The 19,187-nt window shown below is 65.2% G+C and carries 19 protein-coding genes; 18 read left to right on the top strand and 1 reads right to left on the bottom strand.

The genetic code is table 11. The features are described 5' to 3' along the window. Nucleotides 1–17 precede the first annotated feature (17 nt). Together JYA75_RS26365 and JYA75_RS26360 are read left to right on the top strand one after the other, a co-directional pair. On the top strand, nucleotides 18–1,478 hold the full coding sequence (locus tag JYA75_RS26365) for an aldehyde dehydrogenase (RefSeq protein ID WP_185713815.1): 1,461 nt from the start codon (nucleotides 18–20) through the stop codon (nucleotides 1,476–1,478). Between the two features lie 44 nt (nucleotides 1,479–1,522). Next, nucleotides 1,523–3,949 (top strand): CoA transferase, encoded by a 2,427-nt coding sequence (locus tag JYA75_RS26360; protein ID WP_185713814.1) that lies wholly within the window; start codon nucleotides 1,523–1,525, stop codon nucleotides 3,947–3,949. 82 nt (nucleotides 3,950–4,031) lie between these two features. On the opposite strand, the gene JYA75_RS26355 is transcribed toward JYA75_RS26360, so the two are convergent. Then, the gene (locus tag JYA75_RS26355; protein WP_203329526.1) at nucleotides 4,032–5,270 is read right to left on the bottom strand and encodes a cytochrome P450; all 1,239 of its coding nucleotides are present in this window, start codon (nucleotides 5,268–5,270) and stop codon (nucleotides 4,032–4,034) included. A gap of 418 nt (nucleotides 5,271–5,688) precedes the next feature. Here JYA75_RS26355 and JYA75_RS26350 point away from each other — a divergent pair, with 418 nt between their 5' ends. The 16 genes from JYA75_RS26350 (at nucleotide 5,689) to JYA75_RS26285 (ending at nucleotide 19,184) form a co-directional block, all read left to right on the top strand. Beyond that, nucleotides 5,689–6,165: a cupin domain-containing protein gene (locus JYA75_RS26350; protein ID WP_006936304.1), complete on the top strand. Its 477-nt coding sequence runs from the start codon at nucleotides 5,689–5,691 to the stop codon at nucleotides 6,163–6,165. A gap of 1 nt (nucleotide 6,166) precedes the next feature. Continuing rightward, nucleotides 6,167–7,390 carry an LLM class flavin-dependent oxidoreductase gene (locus JYA75_RS26345; protein ID WP_006936303.1) on the top strand — a complete coding sequence of 408 codons (1,224 nt, stop codon included), beginning with the start codon at nucleotides 6,167–6,169 and terminating at the stop codon, nucleotides 7,388–7,390. A 51-nt stretch (nucleotides 7,391–7,441) separates the two neighbouring features. After that, nucleotides 7,442–8,254 carry a mycofactocin-coupled SDR family oxidoreductase gene (locus tag JYA75_RS26340; protein ID WP_006936302.1) on the top strand — a complete coding sequence of 271 codons (813 nt, stop codon included), beginning with the start codon at nucleotides 7,442–7,444 and terminating at the stop codon, nucleotides 8,252–8,254. 75 nt (nucleotides 8,255–8,329) lie between these two features. Then, entirely contained in the window at nucleotides 8,330–8,812 is a 483-nt protein-coding gene (locus tag JYA75_RS26335; RefSeq protein WP_029541633.1) for an OB-fold domain-containing protein, read from the top strand. Next, on the top strand, nucleotides 8,809–9,984 hold the full coding sequence (locus JYA75_RS26330) for a transporter (RefSeq protein WP_072634448.1): 1,176 nt from the start codon (nucleotides 8,809–8,811) through the stop codon (nucleotides 9,982–9,984). The genes JYA75_RS26335 and JYA75_RS26330 overlap by 4 nt, the downstream gene beginning before the upstream one ends. Nucleotides 9,985–10,002: 18 nt before the next feature. Next, nucleotides 10,003–10,497 carry a lipocalin-like domain-containing protein gene (locus JYA75_RS26325; protein WP_072634449.1) on the top strand — a complete coding sequence of 165 codons (495 nt, stop codon included), beginning with the start codon at nucleotides 10,003–10,005 and terminating at the stop codon, nucleotides 10,495–10,497. 70 nt (nucleotides 10,498–10,567) lie between these two features. Beyond that, entirely contained in the window at nucleotides 10,568–11,104 is a 537-nt protein-coding gene (locus tag JYA75_RS26320) for a flavin reductase family protein (RefSeq protein ID WP_161996746.1), read from the top strand. Continuing rightward, nucleotides 11,104–11,766 (top strand): TetR/AcrR family transcriptional regulator, encoded by a 663-nt coding sequence (locus tag JYA75_RS26315; RefSeq protein ID WP_043799821.1) that lies wholly within the window; start codon nucleotides 11,104–11,106, stop codon nucleotides 11,764–11,766. Before JYA75_RS26320 ends, JYA75_RS26315 begins: the two co-directional genes overlap by 1 nt. 93 nt (nucleotides 11,767–11,859) lie before the next feature. After that, nucleotides 11,860–13,275 (top strand): aldehyde dehydrogenase family protein, encoded by a 1,416-nt coding sequence (locus tag JYA75_RS26310; RefSeq protein ID WP_185713813.1) that lies wholly within the window; start codon nucleotides 11,860–11,862, stop codon nucleotides 13,273–13,275. A gap of 47 nt (nucleotides 13,276–13,322) precedes the next feature. After that, nucleotides 13,323–14,513 (top strand): SRPBCC family protein, encoded by a 1,191-nt coding sequence (locus JYA75_RS26305; protein WP_185713812.1) that lies wholly within the window; start codon nucleotides 13,323–13,325, stop codon nucleotides 14,511–14,513. A 243-nt stretch (nucleotides 14,514–14,756) separates the two neighbouring features. Next, the gene (locus tag JYA75_RS28980) at nucleotides 14,757–15,575 is read left to right on the top strand and encodes an MFS transporter (RefSeq protein WP_239010501.1); all 819 of its coding nucleotides are present in this window, start codon (nucleotides 14,757–14,759) and stop codon (nucleotides 15,573–15,575) included. Then, complete coding sequence (locus tag JYA75_RS28975; RefSeq protein ID WP_338109671.1) at nucleotides 15,572–16,105, top strand: MFS transporter; 534 nt, start codon at nucleotides 15,572–15,574, stop codon at nucleotides 16,103–16,105. Before JYA75_RS28980 ends, JYA75_RS28975 begins: the two co-directional genes overlap by 4 nt. 280 nt (nucleotides 16,106–16,385) lie before the next feature. Next, on the top strand, nucleotides 16,386–16,532 hold the full coding sequence (locus tag JYA75_RS28970; protein ID WP_239010608.1) for a DUF1059 domain-containing protein: 147 nt from the start codon (nucleotides 16,386–16,388) through the stop codon (nucleotides 16,530–16,532). Nucleotides 16,533–16,802: 270 nt separating this feature from the next. Then, the gene (locus JYA75_RS26295; RefSeq protein WP_029541648.1) at nucleotides 16,803–17,684 is read left to right on the top strand and encodes an SDR family NAD(P)-dependent oxidoreductase; all 882 of its coding nucleotides are present in this window, start codon (nucleotides 16,803–16,805) and stop codon (nucleotides 17,682–17,684) included. Between the two features lie 2 nt (nucleotides 17,685–17,686). Next, a complete protein-coding gene (locus JYA75_RS26290; RefSeq protein ID WP_006936280.1) occupies nucleotides 17,687–17,920 on the top strand; it encodes a ferredoxin in 234 nt (77 codons plus the stop codon). A 40-nt stretch (nucleotides 17,921–17,960) separates the two neighbouring features. Beyond that, nucleotides 17,961–19,184, top strand: a complete 1,224-nt coding sequence (locus JYA75_RS26285; RefSeq protein ID WP_006936278.1) for a cytochrome P450 — start codon at nucleotides 17,961–17,963, stop codon at nucleotides 19,182–19,184. The last annotated feature ends 3 nt before the right edge of the window (nucleotides 19,185–19,187 follow it).

Below are 19,187 nucleotides of genomic sequence, written 5' to 3'. Positions count from 1 at the left end.
CGTCCGAAAGGCACGACATGAACGACCGTGACACCAATAGTCTGGACCGGAGCGAGCTGTTCATCGGCGGACGGTGGGTAGCGCCGAAGTCCGGTGGCGGCGTGGACGTCATCGAGGCGGCCACCGAGAAGGTGCTGGGTACCTCCGCTCTCGCGTCCGACGCCGACATCGATGCGGCCGTCGCGGCCGCGCGTACCGCCCTGACGGGTCCGTGGAGCAGGCTGTCCAACGTCGAACGGGCCGACCTGCTCGACACGTTCGCGGCCGCCCTCAAGTCACGTGGTCGCGACACGTCCCGGCTGGTGAGCCGCGAGAACGGCATGCCGATCGCGCTGTCGGGCGGTGTGAACGGTTTCGGCCCCGCGGCGATGCTCTCGTACTACGCAGGTCTGATCCGCGAAGCGTCCAACGAGGACGTGCGGCCGAGTGCATTCGGCGGTCGCACCGTCGTGCGCCGCGAGCCCGTGGGCGTGGTCGCGGCAATCACGCCGTGGAACTACCCGCAGCCGCTCGCTGCGATGAAGCTCGCTCCCGCGCTCGCGGCGGGATGCACGGTGGTGCTCAAGCCCGCCCCCGAGACCGCACTCGATGCGTTCGCCTTCGCCGACGCCGCGCTCGAGGCGGGCCTGCCCGACGGTGTGGTCAACGTCGTCCCCGCCGACCGCGACGCCGGTGCCTACCTGGTTTCGCACCCGGGCGTCGACAAGGTGGCGTTCACCGGGTCCACCGCGGCAGGTCGCGCGATCGGGGCGGTCTGCGGTCGGCTGCTGCGGCCGGTCACGCTCGAGCTCGGCGGCAAGTCCGCGGCGATCGTCACCGAGCACGCCGATCTCGACGTCTTCGCGAAGAACCTGCTCGAGGTGTCGCTGGTCAACAACGGCCAGACCTGCCACGCGAGCACCCGGATCCTCGCCCCGCGCTCGCGGTACGACGAGGTCGTGGACGCGGTCACCGAGACCGTGCGGGCACTGACCGTCGGTGATCCGCTCGACAAGGCCACCAAAGTGGGTCCGCTGGTCTCGGCCGCGCAGCGCGACCGCGTCCTCGGCTACATCGCTTCGGGCCGCGCCGACGGCTACCGCATCACCACCGGCGGCGGCGTCCCTGCCGACCAACCGCTGGGGTGGTTCGTCGAGCCGACCGTGTTCGCCGACGTCGACAACTCCGCGCGCATCGCGCAGGAGGAGATCTTCGGTCCGGTGCTGACCATCACCGCGTACGACGGTGAGAACGAGGCAGTTGCCATCGCCAACGACTCGGAGTACGGACTCGGCGGCACGGTCTGGACCACAGACGAACAGCACGGCCTCGACCTCGCGGCGCGGATTCACAGCGGCACAGTCGGAGTGAACTATTACGCCCTCGATCTGGACGCGCCGTTCGGCGGCGTCAAGTCGTCGGGGCTGGGCCGCGAGCTCGGCCCGGAGGGACTGGCACCGTACTTCACCGCGAAGTCGGTGTACTTCGGAACTCGCTGACCAGAGCCAGGTCTCGCGGCGAGCACACACTATTGGAGCACAAGATGGCACTACCTCTGCATGGTGTCCGGGTACTGGAACTGACGGACGGATTCGGCGACACCGCGGGCCGGTTCCTCGCCGACCTCGGGGCCGAGGTCGTCCGAGTCGAACTGCCCGGAGGCTCGCCTTCGCGCTCGGCGCACCCGGTCCGGAACGGCGTGAGCGTTCCGTTCGCGCTGCGCAACGCGAACAAGCTCGGCGTCACGCTCGATCTCGAGGAGGACGAAGGCCGGGACCGGTTGCGCGCCCTCGCGCGGCGCTCGGACATTCTGCTGGAGTCGTTCCCCCCGGGCTTCCTCGCTGCGCGCGGCGTGGGTACTGCGGACCTGTGCCGGGCCAATCCCGCGCTCGTGGCCGTGTCGATCACCGGTTTCGGTCAGGACGGTCCGTATCGCGACTGGGCGGCGACAGAGCCGGTCCTGTATGCGCTCAGCGGTGTATTGTCGCGTTCCGGTGAGCCGGGGGAGCAGCCTCTGCTGCCGCCCGACGGGCTGATCGACGAGTCGGTAGGCGTGCACACGGCGTGGTCGGCGCTACTCGCCTACTTCGACCGGTTGCACACCGGACGTGGCCAGACCGTCGACATCTCGGCGTTCGAGGTCGTCGTGCACGGCTTCGATCCCGGATTCGGTGTGCAGGGCTCCGCTGCCGCCGGCCGTTCCGAGGACTTCCCGCGGGGCCGGCCCGACGCCGCCAACTTCTACCCGGTCTATCGCTGCGGCGACGGGCAGGTGCGCATCTGCCTGCTCGCGAAGCGGCAGTGGCGGGCGATGTTCGAATGGCTCGGTGAGCCGGAGGAATTCGCGGATCCGACATACGACACCATTCCCGCGCGATTCGCTGCGTCCGCTCGCCTCAATCCGCTCATCGAACAGCTGTTCAGCACCTATACCCGCGACGAACTCGTCGTCGAAGGTGCGGCCCGGGGCATCCCGATCGGTGGTCTCAACACCGTGTCGGAGGTCTTGACGACCGAGCATTTCGATGCGGCCGGTACGTTCGTCGATACCGAGATCTCACCCGGCGTCACCGCGCGAGTCCCGTCCGGGTACGCGAAGGTCGACGGGCAGCGAGCCGGAGTGCGCATGCGTGCGCCAGAACTCGGTGAGCACAACGACACGGTGTTCGGGTCCGACATCGACGGGGCTCACGATCCGATTCCCGCACTGCAGCGCGAACCGGGTGGGCGGCCGTTCGAGGGTCTTCGGGTCCTCGATATGGGTGTCGTGGTGTTCGGTGCTGAACTCGGGCGCCAGTTCGCGGACAACGGCGCCGACGTCATCAAGATCGAGAACTCGAACTTCCCGGACGGATTGCGCCAGTCGAAGCGGGGTGCGGCCCTCGCCGCGTCCGTGGCGTGGGGCCACCGTAACCGCCGCAGCCTCGGACTGAACCTGCGCAGTCCCGAAGGCATCCGCATCTTCAAGCGGCTGGCCGCCGAAGCGGACATCGTGCTCGCCAACTTCAAGCCCGGCACTCTCGCCTCGATGGGGCTCTCGTACGACGAGCTCGCCGCGATCAATCCGCGCATCATCGTGTCCGAGAGCAGCGCCTTCGGCAGTGTCGGCCCGTGGAACAAGCGGCTCGGCTACGGACCGCTGGTACGGGCAGCCTGTGGTGTCTCGGCGCTCTGGCGGTACTCGGACACCACTGATGCACTGTGCGACGGCTCGACTGTCTACCCCGATCACATCGCCGGACAGGTCACCGCAACCACGATTCTCGCCACGCTGATCCACCGGCTGCGGACCGGGCGTGGCGCCGCGATCGAGGTCGCTCAGGCCGACACCGCGATCGTGCAACTGGGTAGCCAGCTCGTCGCGGAACATCTCGACCCTGGGTCGATCGGCGCCCCGGGAAATTCCGATCCGTACTCGGCGCCCTCCGGGGTGTACCCGTGTGGAGGTGACGACGAGTGGTGTGTCGTCACCGTCCGCGACGACACGGACTGGGCGAGGCTGTGCGGTGTAGTCGGCCGGCCCGACCTCGCCGACGACCCTCGTTTCGCCACCGCCGAGCTCAGGATCGACCACCGCGCCGAGGCCGACGAGGTGTTGACGGAGTGGCTGCTGCGGCACACGCCGACCGAGGCGATGGAGACTCTGCAGGCGGCTGGAATACCGGCCGGGGCCATGATCCGGTTGCCGGAGCTGCTCACCAACCCTCAGCTGATCGCGCGCGGTGCGTACACCGAGCTCGAACACGAGCTGCTTCCGGCGCCGCTCCCGACCGCGAAGCAGGTGGCGCACTTCGCGACGTTGCCGGACTGGCCGCTGCGGCAGGCGCCCCTGGCCGGTCAGCAGACACGTGAGATCTGCGAGAGAGTGCTCGGGCTGAGCACAGTCGAGATCGATTCGCTCGTGCGCGACGGCGTGCTGCAACCGCCCGCCGACGATCCGGCGCTGTCGCCGGTTCCCTCCACTGTGTGACACAGCCGAGAAGGTCCCCCGGAGCTTCCTCCGGGGACCTTCTACTGTTCGGGCCGACTTCCTGCGACCGGGTCGAGCGGGATCAGCGCGTCGACGGCGTGAACGTGATCGGCAGCTTCTCGCATCCACGGACCTGGGACGAATGGAAGACCGCGGGATTGTCCGGAACGAGCGCGTAGTCGGGAATCCGCTTGTGAATCTCCTCCATGGCGAGCCTCAGCTCGAGCCGCGCGAGATGGGAGCCGAGGCAGCGATGCGGGCCGGCGCCGAACCCGATGTGGCGGTTGGGGTGCCGTTCGATCTGCAGCTCGTCAGGGTTGTCGAACTCGTCGTCGTCCCGGTTGGCGGAGGTCATCAACACCAAGAGTTGGTCGCCGGCCTTGATCGAGACACCACCGATCTCGGTGTCTCGGGTCGCACGCCGGCCGCCGCTCGTGGCAGTCTCGATCCGCAGGATCTCTTCCACCGCCGACGGAATCAGCGTCGGGTCGACAAGGAGCGCCTCGCGCTGCTCGAGATTACGAGACAGGTGGATGAGTCCCCAGGCGAGAGCGCCTTGGACGGTGTGGAGTCCCGCGACGAGAAGCAGGAAGAACATCCGGCACAGTTCCTCGTCGGTGAGCTGCCTGGGTGTTCCTTCGATGTCGAGTGGGGTGTTGATGATCTGCGCCGTGAGGCTCCCGGAGTTGTCGTCGCCGGAGCGGACCCGGGCGACCACCTGCCCGAAGTACTCGTAGATCTCGCCGGCGGCCTTCGCGCGGGCCTCGGCCGATTCCTCCTCGCTCGCGCCGGGGATGCCCTGGAGCGTGATGTCGGTCCACTCCGTGAATTGCGGTGCGTCACTCAGTGGCCACCCCATGAGCGCAAGGAAGATCCGCGTCGGCAGTTCGTGTGCGAACTCGGAGATGAACTCGCACTCGCCCTTTTCTGCGAAGTCGTCGATCAGCGCGGTGATGATGCCCCGGATCTCGGGCTCGAGCGCCTTCATTTGCTTGGGACTGAACAGCGGCTGAAGTGCCTGCCGATAGTAGCTGTGTTCGGGCGGGTCGAGTTCGAGTGGAAGGAATTTGCCCTGCGCGGCATTGAGCAGGTTGTTCGGGAAGCTCGAGAACGTCTCCGGATCCTGGAGCACCTGGAGTGCCTCGCTGTATCGGGTGACGACCCAGTGTCCGCCGTGATGTGGGGAGTAGAGGACCGGCCCTTGCTTGCGTAACGCAGCGACACGCTCCTGGAACACATCGGCCGGCACGGCCAGGGACGGGTCGTACACATCGAAGTCGGTGATCAGATGTGCGGGAATTTCGATCTGTGTCGTGATCATCGGCGATCCTTCGCGAGGGGAGTGATCCGGAGAGCGCCTCGGCGGGGAGGGGTCCTCCGGGGAGTCAGGTGATGTGGCGCTGTGACGAGCGCGGGCTGACGTGGGGAGGGGCGATTGCCTTGGGACGACGGTAGATCAGTCGTTTCCGACCGGTCAACAGCGTATGTGCTCATGTCTGCGTTTCGCAGGGGAATTGCTGTCGCGCAGTCGGTGCCCGCTTGACCGATTAACCGATAGCATTTAGATTGATCGGTGTGATGCGCAGCACTCGCGTGCTGCGGGTGGGGCGCGTATCACACGTAGCACGCGGTGCTTCCCTGTTCGTGTCCGTGAACTGAAATCTGTTGTGGGACAGAACGTACTGTCTGCAATCCCGGCGCCGTTCGTCGTCACAGAATTGTCTCCCGGAGGGGCAAACATGGGCTTTCGTCGCGTAATCGCAGTCGAACGCAAGGGCGCGGCCGTGCTCGTCGCCGACGAGCAGATCGAGAGGCTGGACGCCGCCGGAATCGACCCCATCTGGCGAACCGACTCCGATCCCGAGGTCCCCAATTCCGGTGAAGTACCGGACGCCGTCGGATTTCCGGATCCGGGCGGAGTGTGGGTGATCGGCTGGGTGCTCGAGCCTGGTCGCATCGGCGACAGCGACAACGGAATCGTCGTCATGGACGACGAGGATCCGGGGTTTCATCGGACGGATTCCGTGGACGTGCACGTCCTTCTCGAGGGTTCGCTCGTGCTCGAACTCGACGACGGTGTGGAGATCGAACTGAATCCCGGCGACACGGTGGTGATCAACGGGAACAGGCACCGATGGCACAACCGAGGAGAACGGACCGCTCGGGCCATCGTCACCATCTGCGGCGCGTCACGCAATGACCGACAGGAGAACTGAAATGGAATCGGCAACCGAGAACACCGGGTCGAACGTGAACTATGCGCCGGCTGCGAGGAAGGCTCCGCTCCGGTGCGGAGTGTTCCTTCCGCCGTACCACAATCCCCGCCGTAACCCCACGATGGCGATCGAACAGGATCTCCGCCATGTCGAGGATCTCGATCGGCTCGGTTTCCACCAGGTGTGGTTCGGCGAGCATCACAGCGGTGGATACGAGGTCGGTCCGTCACCGGAACTGATGATCGCGGCAGCTGCACAGCGCACCGAGCGCATCGAGCTGTGCAGCGGTGTCATCTCTCTCCCGTACCACCATCCGTTGATGGTGGCCGACCGAATCACGTTCTTGGATCACATGACTAGAGGACGCATCAGGATCGGTGTCGGGCCGGGCGCGCTCGTGGCCGACTCGCAGATGATGGGCATGGACTACAACCTTCTGCGGCCGCGGATGGAGGAATCCCTCGACGCCATCCTGGAACTGCTCGAGACACCGGGGCCGGTCGACCGGAAGACCGAATGGTTCTCCCTCGAGGATGCCCGAGTGCAGCTGGGCCCCTATTCGTACCCCGGCGTGCCGATCACCGTCGCGGCGGCGATGTCCCCGTCCGGACCCAAGCTGGCCGGCAAGTACGGACTCGGTCTGCTGTCCATCGGTGGCACCAGTGACAAGTCGTTCGAATTGCTCGAGCAGACGTGGGGTATCACGACCCACGAGGCGAACGAGCACGGTCGGACGGTCGACCGCGGTGACTGGGCGATCGTCGGCAACATCCACATCGCCGACACCTTCGAGCAGGCCGTCGAGGACACCCGGTACGGGCTGCGCGACTTCATGGATTACCGCCACGTCGTCACCCCGATGAAAATGATCGAACCCGGCGAAGAAGTCGCGCACGAGGAACTGGTTCGGCGCGTCAACGAGTCCGGATACGGCTGCATCGGCGATGCGAACGACGCCATCGACTACATCCAGAAGATCATCGACCGCACCGGCGGCTTCGGCACCTTCCTCGCGACAGCACACGACTGGGCCGACACCGAGGCCACCTCACGCATGTACCGCATCCTCATGCGCGACGTCATGCCGCGCTTCACGGGCGCCTGCGAACCGCTGCTGAACTCCTATCACTGGACCCAAGCGCGCAAGGACGGCTTCAGTGAGCGATTCGCGACCGGCATCAGCCAAGCGACGCAGGACTACGAGCGTGTGAAGAGCGCGCGGTAGTCGATCCGGCAAGACCCCGCTCAACACCGTTATCCGACAGCAGGAGAATCGATGACCTCACTCGACGGAAAAGTAGCAATCATCACCGGCGGAGCTCGCGGCCAGGGTCGCGCCCACGCGCTCACGCTTGCCGCTGCCGGCGCCAGGATCGTGGTGTGTGACGTCGCCGCACCGATCAAGAATGTGCAGTATGCACTCGCGACACCAGGGGACCTCGAGGAGACGATCCAGCTGGTCAAGGAAGCCGGGGGTGAGATTGCCGGCATGCAGGCGGATGTGCGAAGCAGTGCGGACATGAAGGCTGTCGCAGATCTTGCGGTATCGCAATTCGGAAGGATCGACATCCTGCTGGCGAACGCCGGAATCCACGATCACTGCGAGTCGACGATCGAGATCGAAGACGACGCGTGGCAGACGATGCTCGACGTCAACCTCACCGGAGCGTGGAAGGCGTGCAAGGCTGTCGTACCGGTGATGATCGAGGGTGGTCGAGGCGGATCGATCGTGATCACCTCGTCGGTCGACGGACTCGGCGCTTCTCCCTCGTGGGGGCACTACGGCGCCGCGAAGCACGGACTCCAAGGCTTGAAGGACACACTCGCGTTCGAGCTCGCCGATCACAACATCCGCGTCAACACGGTCAACCCCACAGGGGTCAATTCGCCCATGGCGGAGGGACTGTCGAAGGTGTTGCCACACGTGGTGCGGAAGTGGAAGCACAACGACCGCACGAATCTGCTCGACGTGATGATGCTCGAACCACAGGATATCTCCGACGCCGTGCTGTGGCTCGTGTCCGACGGCGCGAAGTACGTGACCGGGATCGACCTGCCGATCGACGCGGGCTACCTGACCAAGCACTGACCGACCGGACTTTCTGCGACACCCGCCCGTAGGGCGAAGGAGCGATATGCCGATTCACGAAAGCGGTGCGATCCGATGACACCGGGTCCCGGGGTGGCCCGCGAGTTCCCGGCCACCGTCCTGGCCGGTCCGTACGCGGACGGCCTGGACCTGCCGTATTGGGAAGGTCTGCGGGCGGGTGAGCTGCGGCTGCAGAGATGCGGCCGGTGTGGACTGTGGATCTGGGGACCACGCTGGATGTGCGGACAGTGCCGGGCGTTCGACCCGGCATGGGTCGCCGTGGAACCGGTCGGACGGGTCTTCTCGTGGTCGCGGACCTGGCACCCCTTCATCCCGGAGCTGGCCGGCGAACTGCCGTACGTCACGGTTCTCGTCGAGCTCCCGCACGCCGGGGGGCGACGAGTGCTCGGTCTGCTGGCGGAGAACGACGATGCGGACATCGCCATCGGTGACTCGGCTGCGGGAATCATCCAGCAACCTGCCGACTCGCCCTGGCCGGTGCTCCGCTGGCGCCTCGCGAGCACTGCGAACGGGACCGAACGGGGAGACGAGCGATGACCGGCTCATTTCTCCGCGGTGCCGCAGCCGTCGTGGGCGTCAGCGAATTCCACTACAAACGAGGCGAATCGCCCGACAGCGAACTTCGGATGACGTTGCGCGCCATCGTCGAGGCTGCTGCCGAGGCCGGGGTGCCGCCCCGCGAGATCGACGGCTTCGTCTCGTACGGCGGCGGTGACAACGACGGGACCGTCGTGGGTGCGTCACTGATGTCGCACCGGATCCGCTGGTCCACCATGATCTGGGGTGGTGGCGGTGGTGGTGCCGCCGCGGCGATCACCAACGCGGCGGTCGCTATCGCAGCGGGCCAAGCACAGTGCGTGGTCGTGTACCGCGCCATGGCACAGCGGGATTCCGGCCGCCTCGGATATGCCAAGCACCATTTCGACGGTCACATGCTCCCGCACGGAGTCGGATCCCCCGCCCAGGCCTGCGCACTGCGCACCCAGCGGATGCTCGAGCACGACGGGGTCCCGGAATCCGCGATGAGGTCCCTGGTTCTCGCCGACTACGTACATGCGCAGCAGAATCCGGGTGCCGCGGCGTTCGGGCGTCCTCTCGACGAGTCGACCTACGAAGCCTCGCGGATGATAGTCGAGCCGTACCGGCTCTACGATTGTTCTCGTGAGAACGACGGAGCCGTTGCTCTCATCCTGGTCGCTGCCGAGCGCGCCGAGAAGCTCCATCCGAATCCGGCCTACGTGCTGGCCGGCAGTCAGGGCGCGGTAGGGGGCTACGCCGTCGACACGGAGAACGATCTCGACTACACCTCGGCGGGATTCTCCGGGGCGGCGGGGGTCGCGGAGAGTCTGTGGGCAGATGCCGACCTCGGTCCCGACCAGGTCGATGTCGTCCAGGTCTACGAGAACTTCAGTGGTTCCGGGGTGGCCGCGCTGATCGATCACGGGCTGTGCCCACCCGGCGCCGAAGCCGGCAAGGTCATGACCCTCGAGAATCTGACGGCTCCGCACGGACTGCTCCCAGTGAATACCAGCGGGGGCAATCTCGCAGATTCGTTCGTCAACGGGATGGGGCTGGCAGTCGAGGCCGTGCGCCAGGTGCGCGGAAGCTCGGCAAACCAGGTGCCCGGCGCGAAGGTGTCCCTGTTCATCGGCGGGCCCATGGCCGCACTCTCGAGTTCGGTCCTTCTCTGCACGCGCGACGTGTTGTGAGCTGAAAGGAAGCAGGACATGAGCACCGACACCGACACCGACATCGATGGCGTCTCGATCGCCCAGCGGATCGTCGGGGCCTGGGAACTCGTCGAGTACTCGACAACCTCCGATACGGGAAAGGTCGACTACCCGCTGGGTCCCGAGGCTCGCGGACTGATCATCTACTCGGCGGACGGGTACATGTCGGCACAGATCATGCGTTCCGGCCGAACCCTCTACCGGACCCGCAACGTGCACAGCGGCGAGATGGGCGAACGAAGCGAGGCCGCCGGGGGGTACCTCGCCTATTCGGGTCCCTACCGTGTCGACGAGGACAACTCCGCTGTCTGGCACGAGATGGCGGTATCGCTGTATCCGAACTGGATCGGCGACGACCAGAAGCGGTACGTGCGCTTCGAGGGTGACGTGATGACCCTGTCGTCGGATCCGCTCGTGTTCCGCACCACCACGCTGTCTCCGGCACTGGTCTGGCGACGGATCACTCCCCGCGCGGTACGGACGGCGCCATGAGCCCGATGCAGCTCGTTCCTGCAGGCGAGATCCGGGTGCACATCGCACCGGCCAGATGAGAGGACGACACGTGTCGACGCGAGTGGACAGCAGCACCGGCCCGGCAACGGACACTCGGGCGCTCCGCGACGTCTTGGGACATTTCTGCTCCGGTGTGACGGTGGTGACGGCGATGGTGGGCGACGAACCGGCCGGATTCACCTGTCAGTCGTTCTCGGCGCTGTCGCTGGATCCGCCCCAGGTCCTGCTGTGCCCGAGCCGGCGTTCGACGAGCTGGCCGGCGATTCGTACCGTCGAGACGTTCTGTGTCAACGTACTTTCCTCGGGCCAACACGCTCTCAGTGACCGCTTTGCGAAATCGGGGGGCCGGAAATTCGACGGAGTGCGGTGGCGCCCGGCCGAGGGCGGCGCGCCGATCATCGGCGGGGTGGCAGCGTGGTTCGAGGTGGCGCTGGCTGCGGAGCACGACGGTGGCGATCACCTCATCGCGGTTGCCGACCTCCTCGGCTTCGGGTCCGATCCGACCACGCAGCCACTGGTTTTCCATCGGAGTCGATACGGCGGGGTTGTGGAACTGAGTCTCGGGTCGATCGAAAGGGGGACGTGATGGGACGACCGGCAAAGCCTCTGATCAGCCGGAGTTCGACGATCGCGGCAAGCATCGAGATCATCGACACCGAAGGTATGGCTGCGTTCAGCCTGCCGCGCGTGGCCAAACACCTGAACGTGAAAACCTCCTCGCTGTATCACCACTTCGCCGATCGCCGTGAGCTCATGACAGAGGTGGCGAAGGAGCTCATGACCGGGGCCACGGTGCCCGAGTATTCGTCGGATACCGACTGGGTGGAATGGTTCGTCGAACTCAGCCTCAACTACCGCGACGCGATTCTCCGCCATCCCAATGCCGCTCTCGTGCTGGTGCAGTTTCTTCCGCGCGACGTCCTCACGAGAACGTACGAAATGTGTGCCCGAATCCTCGAGGACGGGGGCGTACCGGCGCGCCTGCACGTGGTGATCCTGGACGGACTGGAGAAACTGGCACTCGCCACCACTCTGAGCGATCTCATGCGCGACCCGGTCGGCAGCACGGAGGTCTTCCCGAATGTCGACGAGCGGAGACACCCGACGCTCACCCGCGCGCTGGCAGCCAACCGATGGTCGTCGCGCGAGCTCTTCGTGGTAGCGATCCGAGGATTCCTCGCCGGTGTGATGGGTGTGGCCACCGCACCGGTGAGCGACGAAGGTCTGCGGGACCTCGTCGGATCGTAAGCGGTAAGCCGTTGCTTCTTATGCCTTCTCGGTGATCGAGCAGCTCGGTGTACCGGTGAATTCTGTCAACTCGATGATACGGAGTAAGCCATCGTGACCCTTGATCTGTACGTGGACGGCACGTGGAGTGCCTCCACGAGCGCGGAGCGTATCGACGTCGTCAACCCGACCACCGAGGAACGCATAGGGGATGTCCCCGCCGGGGCTGCCGCAGATGTCGATGTGGCGGTGGCTGCTGCGCGGCGGGCCTTGGAGCAGTGGTCACAGACCGCGCCGCACACGCGGGCGGAGTTCGTCTCGCGTCTGGCCGACGAACTGGAGCGGCGACAGGAGGAGATCACCGATATCGTCGTCGCCGAGGTCGGCACCCCACGCAGGGTGGCGCGTTGGGCCCAGGTCGGACTGGGTATCGTCGACCTGCGTGAGGCCGTGACCGCGGCGAAGAACTTCCCGTGGGAAGAACAGCTCCGCAACTCCCTGATCGTGCGTGAGCCTGTCGGGGTGATCGGGTGTATCACGCCCTGGAACTACCCGTTGCACCAGATCACCGCCAAGATCGGGGCTGCGCTCGTGACCGGGTGCACGGTGGTCGTCAAGGCCAGCGAGGTTGCCCCGTTCACCGCCCACGCCCTGGCGGAAGCGGTCGACGCTGCCGGAGTTCCGGCCGGCGTATTCAATCTGGTTCACGGGCACGGTCCGATCGTCGGCGAGGCCATCGCCATTCATCCGGACATCGATATGGTCAGCTTCACGGGATCGAACTCGGTCGGCAAGCGAGTCCTCGAGCTGGCCGCCGGGACAGTGAAGCGGGTGTCGGTCGAACTGGGTGGAAAGAGCGCCGCTGTGCTGCTCGACGACCTCAGCGACGAGGAGTTCGGTAAGGCCGTGCCGCACACCGTGCGTGCCTGCTACATGAACGGCGGACAGTCCTGCAATGCGCAGACTCGTTTGGTCGTACCGCGCTCCCGCCTGGCCGAGGCGGAGAAGCTCGCCGCGAAGGCGGCCGCGGCATATGCGCCCGGCGATCCCGCCGACGGCGACACGAAGCTCGGACCCATGGTTACCGCATCTCAGCGTGAGCGGGTCCTCGACTACATCCGTGCCGGCGTCAAGGAGGGCGCAAAGCTCGTCGCCGGGTCGGTCGACGCACCGGCCCGTACCGGATTCTTCGTCGAACCGACCGTGTTCTCGGAGGTGGACCCGGACAGCACGATCGCTCAGGAGGAGATCTTCGGTCCGGTGCTGTCGATCATCGCGTACGACACACCCGAGCAAGCGATCGAGATCGCGAACGGCACGATCTTCGGTATCGCCGGCGCTGTGTGGTCCGGCGACCCCGAGCGCGCGAAGTCGGTTGCGCGCAGGATGCGTGCGACGCAGATCGAGGTCAACGGTGGAAAATTCAACGGCGCTGCGCCTTTCGGCGGATTCAAGCAATCCGGCCATGGGCGCGAGGGCGGGGCATTCGGCCTCGAGGAGTTTGTCGAAATCAAGAGTCTGCAGCTCTAGCGACGTTCTTGCGGGGACCGCCGCGGTCCCGCGAAGGAGTGAGCACGATGGTCTACACCGATCTTCCGTACGACGAGGCGACGAAAGCGGGTTTTGCCCGGGCGTTGTTCGATCACCTCGACCACGACACCACCGATATGGCGCCGGAGATCCTCGAGGTCGATCCGCGCGTCTACACGGATCCGGAACTGGCGGCCCGCGAGCGCAGAGAGCTGTTCGGATATGTGCCGATCATCGCGGCGCACAGCACCGAATTGCCCGGCAACCACGACTTTGCGACGGTCCAGTTGCCGAACAACGAGATTGTTCTCGTTCGGCAGGCGGACGGTGGGGTTCGTGGGTTCGTGAACACCTGCCGGCATCGAGGCGCCCGGCTCGTTCCCGAGGAGAGGGGTTCGAAGCGCATCTTTTCGTGCCGCTACCACGGGTGGGCGTATGGGAGCGATGGCAGTCTGCGGTCGATCGCGGACGAGCCGACGTTCGGGAGGGTCGATCGTCGCTGCATGAGCCTGCTGGAGGTTCCGGTCGAGGAGCGACATGGTTTCGTCTGGGTCGTCGACTCCGCCGCGGGTGATCGAACGATCGACATCGCGGAGTGGCTCGGCCGGGAGTTCGACGAGTCCCTCGCCGCCATGGAGATGGACAAGTACCACTGCCATATCGCCCAGAACTTCGATGTGGACATCAACTGGAAGGTCTTGATGGATGCCTTCCTCGACGGCTACCACATCACCTCGACCCACGCCGGAACTGTTGCGCCGTACTTCTACAACAACGCGCAATCCTGGGAACCCATGGGCAGGCACGGACGAATGATCACGGCACGCAAGAGCATCGACACGGTGCGAGGTGTCGCGCCCGCGGACGCCCCGATCGACCGGCACATCACCGTTGCGCACTTTCTGATGCCCAATATGTCGGTGCTGCGTCAACCGGATCATCTGGAGGTGCTCAACTTCGTCCCTGCTCCGGGCACGCCCGTCGGGACTCGGATGCAGATGCGTCTTCTCACTCGGGAACCTGCCGTGACGGACGAGCAGAAGGCGCGGTGGGACAAGAACTGGAACATTCTGATTGCGGTACTTCGAGAGGAGGACCTCGTCGTCAACGAGGGTCTGCAGAAGGCCGTTACGAACACGGACATCGGACCGATCTACTTCGGGCGAAACGAGATTGCCAATCAGCATTTTCATCAGTGGATGGCGCGTGCGTTCGAGGATTCGAGGAAGTGGGGCTGAGCTCCGAAGTGCTCATTCCGGGCTTGTCGCCAGTACCGATAGACATTAGATTATTGCCCGTGTGATGCAGGGCATACCGCGGTGGTAAAGAGCGTCTCCCGCAGCCCCGCAGCCCCGCACCTCGACGGTCGCGATGGGCTTGCAATCGAACGATTCTGCCCCGTTGTCGACACACGTCGACAACCGCCACTCGCGCGTTCGTCGGCATCGAACCCAGATACCCCACAACCCGAAGGAACCAACATGTCGCAGATCTCCGGCCCGGGGAAGGAAAGGGCCGTCTCGGGTGCCCGATCCGTGGTCCTCACCTGCTTGGCCATCACCATCCTCGATGGTGTCGACCTCATCATGTTCGGCGCGGTGCTTCCGACGTTGCTGGAAATCGAACAGTGGGGGATCACCACCGCCTCGGCAGGGTTGATCGGCAGCTTGTCGCTGTTCGGAATGATGGCCGGCGCAATGCTGGCCGGCTACCTCACAGACCTCGTCGGCCGGCGACCGATCGTGCTCGCCTGCATTGTGAGCTTCAGTCTGTTCACCGGGTTATGTGCCATTGCGCCGAATCTCGAGACCTTCGGCCTCTTCCGGTTGCTTGCCGGCCTCGGCTTCGGCGGAGCCCTCCCCACCCTGATTGCGCTCACCCAGGAATACGTCAAGGTAGACCGACGGCAGTTCTACAACGGCGTCATCCAAACCGGTTTTCCCATCGGCGGGTGCGTGGTCGCCATCGCCGCCATCTTCATGATCCCTGCCTTCGGCTGGGAATCGATGTTCGCAGTGGGTGGCCTCCTTGGGGTCGTGTTGTTCGTCATCGCATACCGAAGCCTGCCCGAATCGATCGCTTTCCTCGTGAGCAAGGGCCGGCACGATGAGGCCCGCGCGTTGACGCAGCGTTACTCGGTTGATCACGGTGCCGAATCCGGCCTGGCCCTGGAGGAGTCGAGAACCGCGAATGCCGGTTCCAAGTCGGGTCTCAAGCTCCTGTTCGCACCCGGATACAGGATCGCGACGATCATGTTTCCGCTCATCCCTTCTTCGGCCTTCTCGTCTCGTACGGCATGAACACCTGGATTCCTCAGATGCTGAGGGCCTCCGGCTACGATCTCGGGTCCGCGTTGACGTTCCTGCTCGCCTTCAACATCGGTAGCGGGTTCGGCATGGTGGTCATCACCGGTCTGGCGGATCGATTGGGATCGCGTCCGGTGATCTCGGTGAGCTTTGTCGGGGGAGCGATCGCAGTGTCCGCCCTGACCCTGCAGCCGGCACAGGCACTCGTGTTCGGGTTGGTTCTGCTGATCGGCTTCTGTGCGTCCTCCACGACGGGTGTTTACGGATTCGTCGGGGTCTTCTACCCGGCCGCCGCGCGTGGCACAGCGCTCGGACTGGCGGTGGGGCTGGGCCGGTTGGGTGGTGTCTGCGGGCCCATTCTCACCGGAATGATCATGAGCTCTGCGCTCGGAGCGGACTGGGCCTACTACGCCTTCGCGTTCGCTGGAGTGGCTGCCGCAGTGCTGGTGTCGTTGGTTCCCCGAAGGACCAATGCCATGCATCGGACGGACGCGCCTGTCGAAAAGGCCGCGGAGCCTGCCTGATCGATTCCGAAACGTGAGGGGGCTGGGGGACGGAGGCGCGCACGTAGCCTTCGTCTGCGACCCGAACTTCGCGACGTTCCTGCTGTGTCGCACTGGGCGGCTCTATCGACAGCAGGCGACCGGCATCAGGGCTCCGGCGGTTGTGTAACCTACGTACGTTAGATATTGTGGTGTGATGTCGCCCACATCCGGCCGGCGCTCCCGAGTCTCTCGGTCGACGAGGGCGGACAGGGGTGTCACCGACCGTACCGATGGCGCAGAAGGGCCGACCGCTATGAGAATGAAGACGAGATTGACCTGCCCGTGTGGAACCGTGGTCACGGGCACGGATGAAGGCGACCTCGTTGCGAAGGCCCGGTCGCACCTGAGCGAGTCACATCCCGGAATGGAGTACTCGCGCGATGAGATTCTCTTCATCGCGTACTAGCAGTGTCGCGTACTAGCAGTGTCGCGTACCGGCAGTGTTTCGCGAATGGTCAAGCGGCTGTTCATCAGCGACCTCCATGCGGTGAGGAGTCGATTCCCGCGCAAGGGTCCTCGACACGTCGATCCGGCTCGGCTGATTTACAAAGAACGATTGACGTATCACTTCTCATGTATGTAAGCTGAATCACATGACGGTGCGAACCCTGTAGGGAAGTCGCCGTCCTCCAGCATCTTCCATCCCTCTGTTACATGTTCGAGCTGAGGAGCTTTGATGAAACTCGAAGGTAAGGTCGCGCTGATCACCGGTGCCGGGTCCGGGTTGGGACGCGAGGCGTCGCAGTTGTTCGCGTCGGAGGGCGCGAAGATCGCGGTGGTCGATATCGATCCGGAGCGTGCGAAGGGCACGGTCGAGTTGGTCGAGCAGCAGGGTGGTTCGGCGATCGCGGTCACCGCCGATGTACGCGTCGAGCAGCAGGTGGTCGATGCGGTGGCGGCGACGGTGGCGGCGTTCGGCAAGCTCGACATCGCGTGGGCCAATGCCGGGATCGTCTCGCGCGGTGGTGTGCCGTCCGTTGCGGGCGGTGAGCAGGTCGAGTTCCAGGATCTGACGGACGCGGACTGGCAGGACGTCATCGGGGTGAACCTGTCCGGCGTGTTCTACACCGCGAAGGCGGCGGTGCCGGCGTTGCGGGCCAATGGTGGCGGTGTCATCCTGGCGACCTCGTCGGCGGCGTCGTTCGTGGCGTACCACAGCATCGCAGCGTATTCGGCGACGAAGGCCGGTGTGAACGGGATGGTTCGCGGTCTGAGCCTGGATCTGGGCAAGTACGGGATCCGGGTGAATGCGATCGCCCCGACGCACGGGATGTCGCCGAACTTCCTGGCGCCGGCCGGTGCTCCGGTGGTGGGGCAGTCGTACGAGGAGGTCGCCGGTCCGTGGGACCCGAGTGTCTCGCCGATTCCGCTCAAGCTCAATCGTCCGCCGTCGCTGAAGGACAATGCGCGGGCTGCGTTGTTCCTCGTGTCGGACGAGTCGGCATACATCTCCGGTGTCACCCTGCCGACCACCGACGGCGGCACCTTGTCTCGTGTGGCGATGATGTTCCCCGAAGACGGGAACAACCCGCCGCCGATGGTCACCGGCGAGGAATGACGATGACTGCCCACGACACGGAAGCGCAGTCAGGCACGCGCCGACTCGTCGTGGATCGGTCGGCGTGCGCCGGGCACGGCCTCTGTTACGGCCGCGCCCCCGAAATCATCGACTGCGACGATGCCGGATACCCGGTGCTCGTGCAGGAAACGCTCAGGACCGAGGAGCACATCGTGGCGGCCGAGGAGGCCGTCGCGATGTGCCCCGAACGAGCCCTGAGCCTCGAAACACTCTGACTTCTCGAGCAACACAGACCCTTCGAACGGGGCGATCAGCATGACCATCACCGACGAAATGTCGACACCTGTCGTCGACTTCGACATCTACGACCCGTCGCTCACGGACCCGGTGGACACCGTGCAGGAGAAGGTCGCCGAACTCGCGGCCAAAGGCCCTGTCGTCTACTCGACCGCGCACGGCGGCCACTGGATCGTCACCCGGTACAAGGAGCTCCACGAGGTCCTCCGCGACCCGGAAACCTTCTCGAGTTACCCGAACAACCTGGTCAATGCCGGGGACGGCAAGTTTCTGCCGCTCGAGCTCGACCCGCCGGAGCACACCGGATATCGGGTGGCCCTGCAGCCGCTGTTCTCCCCGAACCGGATGAAGGCGCTGTCCGAGCAGATCCGGGGCGTGGTCAACGAACTGATCGACAGTTTCGCGGGCAAGGGTGAGGCGGAGTTCATCGCCGACTTCGCGCACGAGCTGCCCACCCGCGTCTTCCTCGCGTTGATGGACTGGCCACTCGAGGACGCCCCGATACTCACCGAGGCCACCGACACCGCCCTGATGGGCAAGCCCGGCGCCAGCGAGGACGAGTCGGCGAAGGCACGCGCCGAGGCAGCCCAGCAGATGTTCGCCTACTTCCAGAAGATCGTCGACGAGCGTCGCGCGAACCCCGGTGAGGATGTCACCTCCGCACTCATCCGCACCGAGGTCGACCTCGAGGACGGCAAGCGACTGCTCACCGACGAAGAGCTGACCCGCATGTTCTTCCTCCTGCTCATCGCAGGTCTGCACACCGTTCAGGGATCGCTGGCCTGGGCCGTGATCCACCTGGTGAACAATCCTCGTCAGCGCGCCGCGCTCATCGAGGACGACTCGCTGATCCCGAACGCCGTCGAGGAGGTCCTGCGGATCGAGGCTGCAGTGAGTATGGGCCGCCGTGCGACCCGCGACGTCGAACTCGGCGGGGCGAAGATCAAGGCCGGCGACCAGTTGCTGCTGGTGCTCTGTTCGGCCAACCGCGACGGAAGCGAATTCGAGGATCCCGACGAGTTCGTGATCGACCGGTCACCGAACCGGCACCTGACATTCGGTGCCGGTCCGCACCGGTGCCTGGGCTCACATCTGGCCCGCATCGAACTGTCGATCGCGCTCGAGGAATTGCACCGCCGGATTCCGGACTACGAACTCGTCGAATCCGATCCGCCGATCCTGCACGCAACGCAGGTGCGGGGCTGCTTGCGGCTTCCGATCAGGTTCACACCGACGACCTGAGCG

Origin of the sequence: Rhodococcus sp. PSBB066 (genome assembly GCF_017068255.1) — a bacterium.
Lineage (GTDB): Bacteria > Actinomycetota > Actinomycetes > Mycobacteriales > Mycobacteriaceae > Rhodococcus > Rhodococcus aetherivorans.
Note: the sequence above shows the minus strand (reverse complement) of the source record. Positions and strands in the feature narration are given on the sequence as shown.

Excerpts from the sequence above, each read along its gene's own strand:
- JYA75_RS26365 (WP_185713815.1), top strand. The coding sequence starts at position 18 with ATGAACGACCGTGACACCAATAGTCTGGACCGGAGCGAGCTGTTCATC.
- JYA75_RS26360 (WP_185713814.1), top strand. The coding sequence starts at position 1,523 with ATGGCACTACCTCTGCATGGTGTCCGGGTACTGGAACTGACGGACGGA.
- JYA75_RS26355 (WP_203329526.1), bottom strand. The coding sequence starts at position 5,270 with ATGATCACGACACAGATCGAAATTCCCGCACATCTGATCACCGACTTC.
- JYA75_RS26350 (WP_006936304.1), top strand. The coding sequence starts at position 5,689 with ATGGGCTTTCGTCGCGTAATCGCAGTCGAACGCAAGGGCGCGGCCGTG.
- JYA75_RS26345 (WP_006936303.1), top strand. The coding sequence starts at position 6,167 with ATGGAATCGGCAACCGAGAACACCGGGTCGAACGTGAACTATGCGCCG.
- JYA75_RS26340 (WP_006936302.1), top strand. The coding sequence starts at position 7,442 with ATGACCTCACTCGACGGAAAAGTAGCAATCATCACCGGCGGAGCTCGC.
- JYA75_RS26335 (WP_029541633.1), top strand. The coding sequence starts at position 8,330 with ATGACACCGGGTCCCGGGGTGGCCCGCGAGTTCCCGGCCACCGTCCTG.
- JYA75_RS26330 (WP_072634448.1), top strand. The coding sequence starts at position 8,809 with ATGACCGGCTCATTTCTCCGCGGTGCCGCAGCCGTCGTGGGCGTCAGC.
- JYA75_RS26325 (WP_072634449.1), top strand. The coding sequence starts at position 10,003 with ATGAGCACCGACACCGACACCGACATCGATGGCGTCTCGATCGCCCAG.
- JYA75_RS26315 (WP_043799821.1), top strand. The coding sequence starts at position 11,104 with ATGGGACGACCGGCAAAGCCTCTGATCAGCCGGAGTTCGACGATCGCG.
- JYA75_RS26305 (WP_185713812.1), top strand. The coding sequence starts at position 13,323 with ATGGTCTACACCGATCTTCCGTACGACGAGGCGACGAAAGCGGGTTTT.
- JYA75_RS28980 (WP_239010501.1), top strand. The coding sequence starts at position 14,757 with ATGTCGCAGATCTCCGGCCCGGGGAAGGAAAGGGCCGTCTCGGGTGCC.
- JYA75_RS28975 (WP_338109671.1), top strand. The coding sequence starts at position 15,572 with ATGAACACCTGGATTCCTCAGATGCTGAGGGCCTCCGGCTACGATCTC.
- JYA75_RS28970 (WP_239010608.1), top strand. The coding sequence starts at position 16,386 with ATGAAGACGAGATTGACCTGCCCGTGTGGAACCGTGGTCACGGGCACG.
- JYA75_RS26295 (WP_029541648.1), top strand. The coding sequence starts at position 16,803 with ATGAAACTCGAAGGTAAGGTCGCGCTGATCACCGGTGCCGGGTCCGGG.
- JYA75_RS26290 (WP_006936280.1), top strand. The coding sequence starts at position 17,687 with ATGACTGCCCACGACACGGAAGCGCAGTCAGGCACGCGCCGACTCGTC.
- JYA75_RS26285 (WP_006936278.1), top strand. The coding sequence starts at position 17,961 with ATGACCATCACCGACGAAATGTCGACACCTGTCGTCGACTTCGACATC.